Here is a 13,891-nt window from a genome sequence, read left to right as displayed (position 1 = left end):
GTCTCGTTCCTCATTCCTTGACAAATTTTTCTTCCTTGTCCGCCTTGATTCCCGCCGCTTTGCCGACGACGACCAAGGTAAGCCGCGCCGGATCGAGCAGACGTTTCGCCGCGCGCGCGATATCCTCGCGGGTGACGGCGGCCAGCAGGTCTTCGCGATCGTCGAGATAATCGGCGGGCAAATGCTCCTGCCGCAAATTCAGCAAGACGGCGGCGATCGCGTCGGTGGAGGTAAAGCCGGTCGGCAGCGCGCCGATCAGATAGCTCTTCGCATCGGCAAGCTCGGCTTCGGTCACGCCCTCCTGCCAGGTCTTGGCCCAGACGTTCCGCGTCACCTTCCAGGCTTCACCGGCTTTGGCATTCGCGGTGAGCGCCTGGCCGAGCATGATCCCGGCATGATCCATGGCCGCCAGCGACGCGCCGATGCCGTAGGTCAGGCCGCGCTTGTCGCGCACCTCATTCATCAGGCGCGAGGAAAAACCGCCGCCGCCGAGAATATAATCCAGGATCGCCGCCGCGTGCCAGTCGGGATCGTCGCGCTTGATGCCGGGCGCGGCGAACAGAAGGACCGACTGCCCGCCTTCATGCGGCACATGGATCGTGATCCCGCGCGGCGGCGCCTCGATATCCGCCACCGGGCGCAGATCCGCCTCCGCCGGCAGGTCGCCGAAAACCTTGTCCAGCCAGACATTAAGTTCATGCGGCGTGATGTCGCCAACGGCGGTCACCAGCAGATTGCCGCGGGCGAAGCGGCGCTTGCGCTCCTGCTGCAAATCCTCCGTGGTCGCGGCGGCGATGCTGGCCTTGGTTCCGTAGGAACGCAGCGCGTAAGGATGGCCGGGGAACAGCGCGCCGAACATCGTCCGCCGCGCCTGCCATTCCGGATCGGCAAGGCGCGACGAAACCACCGTGATATGCTCCTGCTTGATGCGCTCGATATCCGCCGCGTCGAAACGCGGCGCGGTCAGCGCGTCATGGGCGAGTTCCGCCGCCATGTCCATGTCTTCGCGCAGCGCCTTGACCGATCCCGATACGGCGTCGCGCTCGGCGCTGAAGCCGAACCGGATGCCGTGATCGGCCAGCGCCTGCTGAAATTGCGCGGCATCGCGCCCGGCCGCCCCCGCCGTCATAAGCTCGGCCAGCAGCGCGCTCAAACCCTGCCGTTTCACGGGGTCTTGCTCGACGCCGCCCCTGAAGGCGAAAGCGATGCTGACGACCGGAACGCTCCTGTCCTGCACCAGCCACGCCTCGATGCCCGAATCCGACGTCACCGTCTCGACCGGCAGCGCGGCGGCGGGCAGCGAAGAAAAAACCAGCAAGATTGCCGCGAGGAGGAATTTTTTCACCGTATCTCCTCCTGCGGCGGCTTGACGGCAGCCGGCTTCGCGCCGCGCTTGCCGCCGGTCGGCAGCAGAAAGCCGGTCACGTAATCCTTGCCGCCGAACAGTTTGCGCGCCGCCTCATTGATATCTTCGGCCGTCACCGATTCTATATGTTCCGGCCAATTCTCGACATCCTTGATCGTCCCGCCCGTCGCCAGAGTCTGGCCGAAAGAGCGCCCCGGCGCGGTGAGATGGTCGCGGGCGAAAATCGCCTGCCGCGTCAGCCTCTTGACGGCCTGGGCGGTTTCCTCTGGCGTCACGCCTTTTTGAACGACATCGCGCAACAAGCTATCCAGCGCCGCCGCGACCTTGGAGGGATTCGCCCCCGGACGCAGCGAGACGCCGAAGGTGAATTGCCCCGGCCCGCGCGCGTCGGGATGATAATCGGCGCCGGTTCCGACCGCCAGTTTTTGCCGCACGGCAAGCGAACGGTAGAGCCTGCCGACCTCGCCGCCGTCGAGAATCTCGGCCAGCACTTCGAGCGCATAGGCCTCGCGCTCATGCGCGGTGCGGTATGACGGCGCGACATAAATCCGCTGCAGAACGGGCTGCTGCACGTCGGGATCCTTGACCGTGACCGAGCCGGGCTTCTGGCGCGGCTTCAGCCCCGCGTCCGGATCGAAGCGCGGCGGCAATTCTTGCGACGGCACCAGATCGTAAGTCTCGGCGGCAAGCTCCTTGACGCGCTCGGGCGTGACGTCGCCGCTGATGACCAGCACGGCGTTATTGGGATGATACCAGCGATGATAGAATTCGGCGGCGGTGCGGAAATTCATTTTCTCCACCTCCTTGCGCCAGCCGATGACGGGGCGGCCATAGGCGTGCCCGCCATAAACCGCCGCCATCATTTTTTCCTGAAACCGGCCTTGCGGATCGTCGTCGGTGCGCTGCCGCCGTTCCGCCAGCACGACGCTGAGCTCGGGCCGCGCCGCCTCATCGGTCAGCGCGAGATTCTGCATCCGGTCGGCTTCCATCGCCATCAGCTTCGGCAGAAACTCGGCGGGAACGGTGGCGTAATAGCCGGTATAATCGTTGGAAGTGAAGGCATTGTCGTGCCCGCCCGCCGCGGCGATGACCTTGCTGTACGCGCCCGCCGCCATGGAAGGCGTTCCCTTGAATAACAGATGCTCGAGATAATGCGCGAGGCCGGATTTTCCCGGCTCCTCATCCGCCGCGCCGACTTTGAACCACAGCATGTGATGCACCACCGGCGCGCGGTGATTGGGCACCACCACGACTTCCATGCCATTGTCGAGCGTAAAACTGACGGGATTGAAAACCTTGGCTTGGGCGGGGGCGGGAAGGGCGATCAGCAACGCCAGCGCCGTGATGAGGGCGCCCTTCACAGTCCCAGCCATCCCGACTTCCGGCGCTCGATGATCGGCGTCGCGCCTTCATTGGCGGGCTTGCCCTTGGCCTGATTGTCGCGCACGCGCTTCGCTTCGGCGTCGGCATTGACGGTGGCCGATGTGTCCGCCTTGTCCTTGCGCCACCACAGCAAATCATCCGCCAGATGGCGGCTGGTGCTGACGCGCTGCGAGGCTTCCTGATCGACGGTGCGGCGGATATCGGGCGCGGCCTTGTCGGCGCCGGCCTTCGCGAGCAGATCTTTCTCGGCATTGTCCTTGGCGCCGGCGGCGGGCGGCGCTGCGGCAGCGGTGCCGAACGTGGCCTGAGCCGCGCGCTGGGCCGGCGTCAGTTCCTGCGGACGCGCCGCGCCGGGCGCGGGCGGACGCAGCTTGAAATCGGGGGGGATGGCGAGCGGCGGGCGGTCCACGACCGCGAACTCGTCCGGGGTCACGCGGCCGAGGCCGAACACTTCGCGCGTCTCGCCGCAAGCGGAGAGAAGCAGTGGCAGCAGCAAAAGCGGCAGAAACTTGTGGCGCATATATTTTTCCTCAAAAGACGGCCCATTTTGGCGGCATGGGCGCAAAAGTCAATCCGGCCCGCCGCCCTATTCCTCGTGGCGATTCAGGAACGAATCGATCAGCAGCAGCGCGACGCCGATCATGATGGCGCTGTCGGCGACGTTAAAGACCCACGGATAGAAAGAAAAATGGATGAAATCGACCACGGCTTCATGCTGCGCCCGGTCGATGACATTGCCGAGCGCGCCGCCGATGACGAGGCCAATCCCGGTGGCGGCGAATGGATGCTTGACCCGCATCAGCCATTGCACCAGCGCGAACATAATGGCGAAGGACAGCGCGCTAAGGATGCGCGACTGCATGCTGCCATGATGGTCGTGTCCCAGCATCCCGAAGGTGATGCCCTTGTTCCACACCAGGTCGAAGCGCAGGAACGGCATGACTTCCATGCTGCGCCCGCCGCTCAGTTTTTCGAGTATCCACCATTTGCTGGCCTGGTCCGCCACGACGGCGAGAATGCCCGCGGCGATGGCGAAGCCATAAAGGACGGATTTGTCCCAGGCGTCTTCTAAATGCTTAAAGCGGTCGCGGGCGACGGCGTCGCGATCATCGCGCTCATTGCCATCGTCGTTATTATCATCGTGGCCGCTACCGTATTTTCCCATTATGCCGCCTCCGCGTTATGATTGACGACGGCGTCATGACACCGTTCGCACAGCAGCGGGTGATCGGCATGCTTGCCGACCTCGGGCAGAACCTGCCAGCAGCGTTCGCATTTCGTCCCCTGCGCCAGGCCGACGACGACGCCAACCCCCGGCACATCATCGAGCCGGAAAGCCCCTTCCGGAGCCTCGCCCTCGCGCAGCGTCACACCCGACGCGATGCAAAGCCCGGCGAAATCCATTTCCTTCAGCAGCGCGATCTGCTCCGCCGTGACATAGACTTGGGGATGCGCCTGAAGGCTTGAACCAATCGTCTTGCCAGCGCGCGCCAGTTCCAGCGCGCCGGTGACGGCGCGGCGGATGTCCCTGACACTTTCCCAGCGCGCGGCCAGCGCCCCGTTGAACCATGAAGCCGGAATCGCCGGGAACAGCTGCAGATGCACGCTGCCGTTTTCCTGAGGATAACGAGCGAGCCATGCTTCCTCGGCGGTGAAGCACAGGAACGGCGCGAGCCATGCGACGAGGCATTCGAATACCTGCTCCATGACGGTGCGCGCGGCCCGGCGGCGCAGGCTGTCGGGCCGGTCGCAATAAAGGCTGTCCTTGCGGATGTCGAAATAAAACGCCGATAAATCCACCGCGCAAAACTCATGCAGCATCACGGCGATGCGGTTGAAATTGAAATCGGCGATATGCTGGCGGATTTCGCGGTCGATCCCGCATAGCCGGTGCAGAACCCATTGCTCCAGCTCCGGCATTTCGGTGGCGGGCAGGCGCTCCACCGCGCTCATGCCATCGAGCGCGCCGAGCAGATAGCGCAGCGTGTTGCGCAGGCGGCGGTAATATTCGCCAGTCTGTTTGAGGATTTCCGGGCCGATGCGCAAATCCTGCTTATAGTCCGACATCACCACCCACAGGCGCAGGATATCCGCGCCCATCTGCTCGATGACCGGCTGCGGCGCGACCGTGTTGCCGAGCGACTTCGACATTTTCCGCCCCTGCTCGTCGAGCACGAAGCCGTGCGTCACCACCGAATCATAAGGCGCGCGCCCGCGCGTGCCGCAGGACTCCAGCAGCGACGAATGGAACCAGCCGCGATGCTGGTCCGAGCCTTCGAGGTAAAGCGTCGCGGGCCAGTCGAGTTCCGGCCAGTTGCCGCCATTGCACAGCGGATCGAGCACGAAAGCGTGGGTCGAGCCGGATTCGAACCACACATCGACGATATCGAATACCTGATCGTAATCGCCCGCCTTGTACTTCTCGCCGAGATAATCCTGCGGGTCGTGCTTGTACCAGGCGTCCGCGCCTTCTTTAGCAAAACTTTCGGCGATACGCTCCAGCACCGCCTTGTCCTTGAGGGGCTGGCCGGTTTTCTTGTCGATGAAAAGCGCAATCGGAACGCCCCAGGCGCGCTGGCGGCTGATGCACCAATCGGGGCGGGTTTCGATCATGCCCGTGATACGGTTCTCGCCCATGTCGGGAACCCAGCGGGTTTCGCCAATGGCGCGCAGCGCCATCGCGCGCAAAGTTTCTTTCTGGCCTTCCGGAGCCTTATCCAGCGCAATGAACCATTGCGGGGTGGTGCGGAAAATCAGCGGCGCTTTCGAGCGCCAGGAATGCGGATAGCTGTGCGTGATATTGACCTTGGCGAGTAGCGCCCCCGCCTCCGCCAGCGCCTTGATGACCGCGCCATTGGCGTCGCCGACTTTGCCGTCGGGCTTATAGATCACCTTACCCGCGAACAGCGGCACATTCTCCCGATAGACGCCGTCATCGCCGACATAATCGACAATCTCGATGCCATGCGCGCGTCCGAGATTGAAATCATCCTCGCCGTGAGACGGCGCGATATGCACGAAGCCAGTGCCCGCTTCCGTGGTGACAAATTCGCCGGGCAGCAACGGAACATCAAAATCATAGCCCTGCCCGCGCAGGGGGGTGAGCACAGATCATTCCGGCAAGATCAGTTTTTCCGTCTATCGCTTTTAATTCCAGCTTCGCCGAAGCAGAAAAATTTGCCGATAATTCTTTGGCGATAACCAAACGATCGCCGATTTTCGCCGTCGCGCCTTCGTGAATCGCCGCAACCTCATAAACCGCATATTCGATCTCCGCGCCATACGCGATGGCGCGATTCGCCGGAATCGTCCACGGCGTCGTCGTCCAGATGACGACGCTCGCGCCCGCCAGCGCCGGATTGCCGCTCTTGATGATTGGGAACTTCACCCATAGCGTCGTCGATTTATGGTCGTGATATTCGATCTCGGCTTCGGCGAGCGCGGTCTTTTCGACCACCGACCACATCACCGGCTTGACGCCCTTATACAACAGGCCGTTCAGCAGAAACTTGTGGATCTCGCGCAGGATTTGCGCTTCCGCCGCCGGGAGTCATGGTCGAATAGGGACGGCTCCAGTCGCCGAGAACGCCGAGGCGCTGAAATTCGTCCGACTGCGCCTTGAGCCAGTGCGCGGCGAAATCGCGGCACTCGCCGCGAAACTGCAGCGTGGGAATCTGGTCTTTGTCCTTGCCCTTGGCGCGGTAATTTTCTTCGACCTTCCATTCGATCGGAAGCCCGTGGCAGTCCCAGCCCAGGAATATAGGCCGTGTCGTGGCCGAGCCCGTAATAAGCGCGGTTCACCACATCCTTCAAAATCTTGTTCAGCGCGTGGCCGATATGAATGCTGCCGTTGGCATAGGGCGGGCCGTCATGGAGCAGGAATTTCTTGCGCCCTTTCGCCGTTTCGCGCTGCCGGGCGTAAAGCTCCATGTCCCGCCAGCGCGCGAGCAGCTCCGGCTCCTTCTGCGCGAGGCTGCCCCGCATCGGAAAGTCGGGTCTTCGGCAGGAAGACGGTGTTTGTTGTAATCGGCGGTCATGATGGATTCATGTTGGAGGCTTGTCATTCCGGCGCCGCGCCTTCAGGCGCGAACCCGGGAATCCCATTTATTGTTGATATCGGCAGGAAAAACAATGGGATTCCGGGCGTGCGCCGGAATAATGGAGCCTCCGGCGGCGAAACAATCGGCGGTGCAAGCGCTCATGATTTCCGGCATGGCCCTGACGGATGCGCCGAAATCACGGCTTGCGGACGGTTTTAATGCCGCCCTCGCTTCGGCAGACGGCTAGAGATCGAAATTCGTGGGCATCATGACCACGTCGCGAATCGTCATGTAGCGCGGGCCGCGTCAGCATGAACATGATCACGTTCGCCACTTCCTTGGGATTGAGCAAGGCTCCCGAATCCCTGGCTTCCTTCAGTTTCTTGGCAGGGCCAGTCCGCGACAAGCGCGGTTTCGACGGGGCCGGGCGAGATCGAGCCGACGCGAATGCCGTGCTGGAATACCTGGCGCCGCGTGATCTGAACAAAGCCGTCGACCGCCCATTTGGACGGCGCGTAGACCGGCTCCCATGGCGTCGGATACTGGCCCGCGAGCGAGCTGGTGACGATGATGTCGCCCGTCTTGCGCTTGATCATGTGAGACAGCGCGGCGCGCACATTCTTCATGACGACGTTGATATTCAGATTGAGCATCCGGTCGATGGCATCAGGGTCGTTATCGACCAGGTCGCCGCCGATATACGAGCCCGCATTCGCATGAAAGATGTCGATGCGGCCCGTCTCCTTCAAGATTTTCGGCACCAGCGTCGCGCAGGCTTTCGGGTTCGAGCAGGTTCATGGCCAAGCGGATTACGGCGTCGCCGTGCTTCTTCTGGAGTTTCTTCAGCGCCGCCTTGTCAAAGCTGACGATCACCACGCGCGCGCCAGCCTCCAGCATTGCCTCAGCGCTGGCCAATCCGATGCCGGACGTGCCCCCGGTCACAACGGCAATCTTGCCTTTCAATTCTTTTGCCATAGTCCTTGTTCCCTTGTGTGAAGATAAAATTCAGGTGGGGCGCACTAGAGCATATTTTCATGCGCCTGCCAATTGGCCGCGCGCGCCGGCCGATAAGCCACGAAGCTTAAGCGGAGGAAGCCGCCGGGCCTTTCGGACGCCATCGACCGCGTCGGCGGATGCGGGCGCGCCACCATGATCGGTGGCGCGCCCTGGTCGCCGATAGTCTCTATAATGCGATTAGAGGTCGAATCCGCTGGGGATAATGACCATGTCGCGAACCGTCATGCCGCGCGGACGCGTCACCACGAACATCACCGCTTCGCCGATTTCCTTGGCGGGAATCAGGATGCCGTCTTCCTTGGCTTTCTTCAGCCTCTCGGGCTCCCAGCTCGCGACCATCGAGGTTTCGACGGGGCCGGGCGAGATTTCCATCAGGCGAACGCCGTCATCACGGTGCTGACGCCGCGTGATCTCGACGAATCTGTTGATCGCCAGCTTCGACGACGCATAGACCGGCTCCCACGGCGTAGGATAATGGCCCGCCAGCGAGCTCGTGACGACGATGTCGCCGGTCTTGCGCTCGATCATGTGGGGCAGAACGTCGCGCACATTGTGGATCACGGTTTTGTAATTCAGGTCGATCACCCGGTCGATGGTCTCGGGATCGTTGTTGATCACGTTGCCGTCGACATAGGCGCCCGCATTCGCATGAAAGATGTCGATGCGGCCGGTTTCCGCGAGGACTTTCGGCACCAGGGAGGCCCGTTCCTTCGGATCGAGCAGATCCATCGCCAGCGGGATCACGGCATCGCCATGCTTCTCGTGGAGCGCGTCCAGCGCTTTGGTGTCGCGGGCGACCGCCACCAGTTGCGCGCCTGCCGCAATCATCGCCTCCAGGCTGGCCAATCCAATGCCCGATGAGGCCCCGGTCACGACGGCAACCTTGCCTTCTAATTCTTTTGCCATAATTCTTGCTCCTTAATGTATGAAGTTAAATCCAGACGCATTGGATTATGCGTATGCGTTTTTATCAGCCGCATATACTTTCACAAAGCCAAAATTATGGTTAACGGCGCGACCGGTGTCTTTTAGCGTTTGTTTGCATTCGGCATTTTCAGCGGCGGCAATCGGTCCCGCGCTGCAACAATCGCCGGTCGACCCGGATAAGAGGCCGGGCGCTATTTCTTCCCCGCCCTGATGCGTTCCCAGAATCCCCGGCTTTCGGGGAAGGCTTTCTCGCCGCTTTCCTTGGCGAACTCGGCCATGATTTCTTTTTGCTTTTTGGTCATATGGGTCGGCGTCTCGACCGCGATCTCGACATAAAGATCGCCGCGGTTGGTGTTGCGCAGGATGCTCATGCCGCGCCCGCGAAGCCGCTCGCGGTGACCGGGCTGCGTGCCCGCCTTGACCTCGACCTTGGCCGGATTGCCGTCGATGGCCGGAACCTCGATATCGCCGCCCAGCGCCGCCGTCGTCATCGGCACCGGCACGCGGCAATAAAGATTCGCGCCCTCGCGCTGGAACAATTCATGCCGGTCGAGTCCGAGAAACACATAAAGATCGCCGGGCGGCGCGCCGCGCGCTCCAGCCTCGCCCTCGCCGGACAGGCGGATGCGCGTGCCGTCTTCCACGCCCGCCGGAATGCTGACCGCGAGCTTTTTTTCCTGCCGCGTGCGGCCCGATCCGGCGCAGCTTTTGCACGGCGTCTTGATCACGCGGCCCGCGCCCTGGCATGTGGGGCAGGGGCGCTCGATGGTGAAAAATCCTTGTTGTTGCCGCACACGGCCATGGCCCGCGCAGGTCGAACAGGCGACCGGCGAAGTTCCGGGCGCCGCGCCGGATCCTTTGCAGTCGTCGCAGGAAACCGACCGCGCCCACGGTGATGGGCTTTTCCGTGCCGGTAAAGGCCTCGCCGAGCGTGATCGTCAGATCATGGCGGATATCGGCGCCGCGCGCCTGGCCCTGCTGGCCGCCGCCCCGCGCGCGTCCGCCGCCGAGAATTTCGCTGAACATATCCTCGAAAATATCGGCGAACCCGCCCGCGAAATCGAAGCCCGCCGCCGCCGAAACCGCCTCCCCCTGGGCCGCCCTGCTCGAACGCGGCATGGCCGAACCGGTCATAGGCGGCGCGCTTCTGCCCGTCGCTGAGGATGGCATAGGCTTCGTTGATGTCCTTGAACTTGGCTTCCGCCGCATGGTCGCGCCGGGATTGCGGTCGGGATGATATTGCATCGCCAATTGGCGATAGGCCTTTTTCAGCGCCGCCTCGTCGGCCTCGCGCGCGACGCCGAGGGTGGTGTAGTAATCTGGTTTAGCGGTCATTAGGCTGGGCCTATATCAATAATGTCTATAGAAAATTCCCGCCTCTCCGGAAGAGAAGCCCTCTCCCCTCCGGGGAGAGGGAAGCAAAAACTTGGGCTTACTTCGCCTTCAGGCGGAGTAAGCCCTTAGTTTTTGCAGGTGAGGGGGTTTGCCAGATAGAGAGAGCCCCCTCACCAAGTTTTTCTATGCTCACCCGCGCAAGCGCGGCTTCGCTAAGAAAAACTATCCTCTCCCCAGAGGGGAGAGGGGAACACCGCTCTAGCTTACGCCGTCCCGCTCTTCTTATCGTCGTCCTTGACCTCGGTGAAGTCGGCATCGACCGCGCCGTCTTGGCCCGGCTGCGCCTGCTGCTGCGCCCGCCGCGTCGTTGGCCGCCTGATCGCCCGCGCCCGCGTTCTTGTAGAGCGCCTCGCCGAGCTTCATCGCCGCTTGCGCCAGCGCTTCGGATTTCGCCCGAATCGCCGCCGCGTCGCCGCTGTCCAGCACGCCCTTAGCTTCGGCCAGCGCCGCTTCGATCGCCGCCTTGTCGTCGGCGGGGCACCTTGTCGCCGGATTCCTTCAGCGATTTTTCGGTGGTATGGATCAAGCCGTCCGCCTGGTTGCGGGCGTCGACCGCCTCGCGGCGCTTCTTGTCTTCGGCGGCGTTGGCTTCGGCATCCTTGACCATGCGCTGGATCTCGGCGTCGTTCAGCCCGCCCGAAGCCTGGATGCGGATTTGCTGTTCCTTGTTGGTGGCCTTGTCCTTGGCCGTGACGCTGACGATGCCGTTGGCGTCGATGTCGAACGTGACCTCGACCTGCGGAATGCCGCGCGGCGCGGCGGAATCCCGACCAGATCGAACTGGCCGAGCAATTTATTGTCGGCGGCCATTTCGCGCTCGCCCTGGAACACGCGGATCGTGACCGCATTCTGGTTGTCCTCGGCGGTCGAGAAGACCTGGCCCTTCTTGGTGGGGATCGTGGTGTTGCGATCGATCAGGCGCGTGAACACGCCGCCCAGCGTCTCGATGCCGAGCGACAGCGGCGTCACGTCGAGCAGCAGCACGTCCTTGACTTCGCCCTTCAGCACGCCGCCCTGGATCGCAGCGCCGATGGCGACGACTTCGTCGGGATTGACGCCCCGTGTGGCTCGCGGCCGAAGAACTGCTTCACCGTCTCGATGATCTTGGGCATGCGGGTCATGCCGCCGACCAGGATCACCTCATTGATGTCGGACGCCTTGACGCCCGCGTCTTTCAGCGCCGCCTGGCAAGGCGCGATGGTCTTTTGGATCAGCTCATCCACCAGCGCTTCCAGCTTGGCGCGAGTCAGCTTGACGTTGAGATGCTTCGGGCCGGTCGGATCGGCGGTGATGAAGGGAAGATTGACCTCCGTCTGCGTCGCCGAGGAAAGCTCGATCTTGGCCTTTTCGGCGGCTTCCTTCAGGCGTTGCAGCGCGAGTTTATCCTGGCGCAGATCGATGCCCTGATCCTTCTTGAACTCGTCGGCCAGGAAATCGATGATCCGCATGTCGAAATCCTCGCCGCCGAGGAACGTGTCGCCATTGGTCGATTTGACTTCAAACACGCCGTCGCCGATTTCGAGCACGGAAACGTCGAACGTGCCGCCGCCGAGATCATAGACCGCGATGGTGCCGTGGCCCTTTTTCTCAAGCCCGTAGGCGAGCGCCGCCGCCGTCGGCTCGTTGATGATGCGCAGCACTTCCAGGCCCGCGATCTTGCCCGCGTCCTTGGTCGCCTGGCGCTGGCTGTCGTTGAAATAGGCAGGCACCGTGATCACGGCCTGCGAGACTTTTTCGCCGAGATAGGCTTCGGCGGTTTCCTTCATCTTGATGAGAATGAAGGCCGAGATTTCCGACGGGCTGTATTGCTTGCCGCCCGCATCGACCCAGGCATCGCCATTGGCGTGCTTGACGATCTTATAGGGCATCAGATGCATGTCTTTTTGCACCATCGAATCGTTGAAATTGCGTCCGACCAGCCGCTTGACCGCATAGACGGTGCTGGTGGGATTGGTCACGGCCTGGCGCTTCGCGGACTGGCCGACCAGCCGCTCGCCCGCGCCGGTGAAGGCGACGATGGACGGGGTGGTGCGCGCGCCTTCGGCGTTCTCGATGACCGTTCGCCGTCGATCCTTCCATCACCGCGACGCAGGAATTGGTGGTGCCGAGATCGATGCCGATAACTTTCGCCATGGGTAGTGTCCTTTCAATTCTTAACTAAGCTATTGAAATCCATGCGTTAACATTACGTCTAACGCTTTTTCCTGACTCGTATATAGGGGCTAGCCGCGCATCCTGCAATGGCGAAGGGGAAAAATATGAACGCCTTGATCCATGCCGAGGGGATTTTAGGATTACGGCATGGCGCGCATCCGCGAAATTAATTCGGCGAAGAAAAACGCAGACTTTTTGCCGTCGCAATGCTATAAACCCGCGATCAATTTTCAATTCATCCGGAGCATGATTATGAGCGAATTTAAGAACTGGTCGACAGACCAAAAAGACCGGGCCACATTTTCATGGAAGCCCACGGTAGAAGAAGAAATCGCGGACTTCCAAGCGGCCAAGAGGGCGAATTACATCGGCGTCGGCATTATAGCTTGGGAAGCTCTAACCATTGCCGCGATGATCGGCACGCATCCAGGCCAATCCAGGCACTCGCAGACCGAGGCCGCGACAATTCAGACGGCGGCAATTCAGGCCGAACCGGCCCGTCCCGCGCCGAGCAGCCGGGTTCCGTCCGCCGCGCCCTCCGCATCGGTCAAATAGCCGGCCTTGCGGCAATATTTTGCCGCGAAAAGGTATCGTCCCGGCGGGTTTTGGCAAAAACGAAGCAGGCTCGATTCGCATTGCATGAATTTATAGAGAGGAATGATGATGAGCGGTAACGGCAAAACTCTTTCCATGCACGGAATACCGAGAAAAAGATTGCGCTCCGGCCAGCCGGACGGCACCGAGCAAAGGCTGCCCCGCATGATCCATATCGGCATGGCGGCTACGGCGGCTTTGATCGCGGCGCCCATCGTTGGGGTGGAATTATACAGGAATTATCAAACGCACGCGCAGGCCGCCCGCGAAACCGCCGCCATCGCCGCGCTGCCCGCCATGCCGGACAATGCCGCCCCGACCGCCGCCGAGCTTCGCGAAGCCGTCTGCGCGGCGCGGCCCTCGCGGCCCGTTCCCGTCACGATCGGCGGCCGGGACTATAAAATCGATTGCGGTCCGCAATAGGGCGCGCTTACGCCACCGTATCCATCTTCCCCGCCGCCGCGCCGCCCTTGCTGACGGCGACCCGCGCCTCGCGCAGCAGCCGGCCATGGATCACATAGCCGGGCTGCAAGACCTGCACCACGGTGCCGGCGGGTTTCTCGGCGTCGTCGATTTCCATCATGACCTGATGGAAATTCGGATCGAAAAGCTGGCCCAGCGCCTCGACCTTCTTGATTCCCGCCCGCTCCAGCGCGGCGGCAAGCTGCCGCCCGGTGGCCTCGATGCCCGTCACCAGATTTTTGACCGCGTCGCTCATGCCGTCCTGCGGCGCGGAAGCCGCCGCGCGCTCGAAATTATCGGCCACTTCCAGCAATTCCCTGGCGAATCCGGCCACGGCGTATTTTCCGGCATCGTCGCGCTCTTTCTGGGCGCGCTTGCGGACATTCTCCATCTCGGCCAGATAGCGCAGCCCCTGCTCCTTCAATTCCTTAACCTGCGCTTCAAGCGCGGCAATGCGGGCGGCGGGATCGGCGCTGTCATTGGCGACGTCCGGGGCCGCGCCCTCGGGCGCGCTCTGAATATCTTCAGCGGGTTCGGTCATGGCTATAATCTC

9 protein-coding genes and 4 pseudogenes are annotated in these 13,891 nt (G+C 62.3%); 3 read left to right on the top strand and 10 right to left on the bottom strand.

Annotation, left to right across the window (positions count from 1 at the left end; all coding sequences use genetic code 11):
• Window positions 1-10: 10 nt before the first annotated feature.
• From WDO70_01740 to ileS, 5 genes and pseudogenes are all read right to left on the bottom strand, one after another.
• On the bottom strand, window positions 11-1,345 hold the full coding sequence (locus tag WDO70_01740) for a pitrilysin family protein (protein MEJ0061944.1): 1,335 nt from the start codon (window positions 1,343-1,345) through the stop codon (window positions 11-13).
• Complete coding sequence (locus tag WDO70_01735) at window positions 1,342-2,739, bottom strand: pitrilysin family protein (GenBank protein ID MEJ0061943.1); 1,398 nt, start codon at window positions 2,737-2,739, stop codon at window positions 1,342-1,344. The genes WDO70_01740 and WDO70_01735 overlap by 4 nt, the downstream gene beginning before the upstream one ends.
• On the bottom strand, window positions 2,724-3,269 hold the full coding sequence (locus WDO70_01730; GenBank protein ID MEJ0061942.1) for a DUF3035 domain-containing protein: 546 nt from the start codon (window positions 3,267-3,269) through the stop codon (window positions 2,724-2,726). The genes WDO70_01735 and WDO70_01730 overlap by 16 nt, the downstream gene beginning before the upstream one ends.
• 66 nt (window positions 3,270-3,335) lie before the next feature.
• Window positions 3,336-3,914 carry a signal peptidase II gene (lspA, locus tag WDO70_01725; protein MEJ0061941.1) on the bottom strand — a complete coding sequence of 193 codons (579 nt, stop codon included), beginning with the start codon at window positions 3,912-3,914 and terminating at the stop codon, window positions 3,336-3,338.
• Window positions 3,914-6,776 (bottom strand): annotated as a pseudogene (ileS, locus tag WDO70_01720) (isoleucine--tRNA ligase). Before ileS ends, lspA begins: the two are co-directional and overlap by 1 nt.
• A 104-nt stretch (window positions 6,777-6,880) precedes the next feature.
• Between ileS and WDO70_01715 the strand changes: the two are divergent.
• Window positions 6,881-7,036, top strand: a complete 156-nt coding sequence (locus WDO70_01715) for a hypothetical protein (GenBank protein ID MEJ0061940.1) — start codon at window positions 6,881-6,883, stop codon at window positions 7,034-7,036.
• On the opposite strand, the pseudogene WDO70_01710 reads toward WDO70_01715, so the two are convergent.
• From WDO70_01710 to dnaK, 4 genes and pseudogenes are all read right to left on the bottom strand, one after another.
• Window positions 7,033-7,764: pseudogene (locus tag WDO70_01710) on the bottom strand (SDR family oxidoreductase). The gene WDO70_01715 and the pseudogene WDO70_01710 sit on opposite strands and share 4 nt — an antisense overlap.
• A 219-nt stretch (window positions 7,765-7,983) precedes the next feature.
• A complete protein-coding gene (locus tag WDO70_01705) occupies window positions 7,984-8,712 on the bottom strand; it encodes an SDR family oxidoreductase (protein MEJ0061939.1) in 729 nt (242 codons plus the stop codon).
• 212 nt (window positions 8,713-8,924) lie between these two features.
• A pseudogene (dnaJ, locus tag WDO70_01700) lies at window positions 8,925-10,068 on the bottom strand (molecular chaperone DnaJ).
• Window positions 10,069-10,331: 263 nt separating this feature from the next.
• A pseudogene (gene dnaK / locus WDO70_01695) lies at window positions 10,332-12,261 on the bottom strand (molecular chaperone DnaK).
• A gap of 273 nt (window positions 12,262-12,534) precedes the next feature.
• On the opposite strand from dnaK, the gene WDO70_01690 reads away from it, so the two are divergent.
• Both WDO70_01690 and WDO70_01685 read left to right on the top strand, forming a co-directional pair.
• Entirely contained in the window at window positions 12,535-12,837 is a 303-nt protein-coding gene (locus WDO70_01690) for a hypothetical protein (GenBank protein MEJ0061938.1), read from the top strand.
• A 135-nt stretch (window positions 12,838-12,972) separates the two neighbouring features.
• On the top strand, window positions 12,973-13,299 hold the full coding sequence (locus WDO70_01685) for a hypothetical protein (protein ID MEJ0061937.1): 327 nt from the start codon (window positions 12,973-12,975) through the stop codon (window positions 13,297-13,299).
• Window positions 13,300-13,306: 7 nt separating this feature from the next.
• Here WDO70_01685 and grpE read toward each other — a convergent pair whose 3' ends face one another.
• A complete protein-coding gene (gene grpE / locus WDO70_01680; protein MEJ0061936.1) occupies window positions 13,307-13,879 on the bottom strand; it encodes a nucleotide exchange factor GrpE in 573 nt (190 codons plus the stop codon).
• Window positions 13,880-13,891: the final 12 nt, after the last annotated feature.

It is taken from the genome of Alphaproteobacteria bacterium, from assembly GCA_037200005.1.
GTDB lineage: Bacteria > Pseudomonadota > Alphaproteobacteria > UBA9219 > RFNS01 > JBBCGY01.
This window is presented reverse-complemented; position numbering and strand designations above follow the sequence as displayed.

Excerpts from the sequence above, each read along its gene's own strand:
- WDO70_01735 (MEJ0061943.1), bottom strand. The coding sequence starts at position 2,739 with ATGGCTGGGACTGTGAAGGGCGCCCTCATCACGGCGCTGGCGTTGCTG.
- WDO70_01730 (MEJ0061942.1), bottom strand. The coding sequence starts at position 3,269 with ATGCGCCACAAGTTTCTGCCGCTTTTGCTGCTGCCACTGCTTCTCTCC.
- lspA (MEJ0061941.1), bottom strand. The coding sequence starts at position 3,914 with ATGGGAAAATACGGTAGCGGCCACGATGATAATAACGACGATGGCAAT.
- WDO70_01715 (MEJ0061940.1), top strand. The coding sequence starts at position 6,881 with ATGGGATTCCGGGCGTGCGCCGGAATAATGGAGCCTCCGGCGGCGAAA.
- WDO70_01705 (MEJ0061939.1), bottom strand. The coding sequence starts at position 8,712 with ATGGCAAAAGAATTAGAAGGCAAGGTTGCCGTCGTGACCGGGGCCTCA.
- WDO70_01690 (MEJ0061938.1), top strand. The coding sequence starts at position 12,535 with ATGAGCGAATTTAAGAACTGGTCGACAGACCAAAAAGACCGGGCCACA.
- WDO70_01685 (MEJ0061937.1), top strand. The coding sequence starts at position 12,973 with ATGCACGGAATACCGAGAAAAAGATTGCGCTCCGGCCAGCCGGACGGC.
- grpE (MEJ0061936.1), bottom strand. The coding sequence starts at position 13,879 with ATGACCGAACCCGCTGAAGATATTCAGAGCGCGCCCGAGGGCGCGGCC.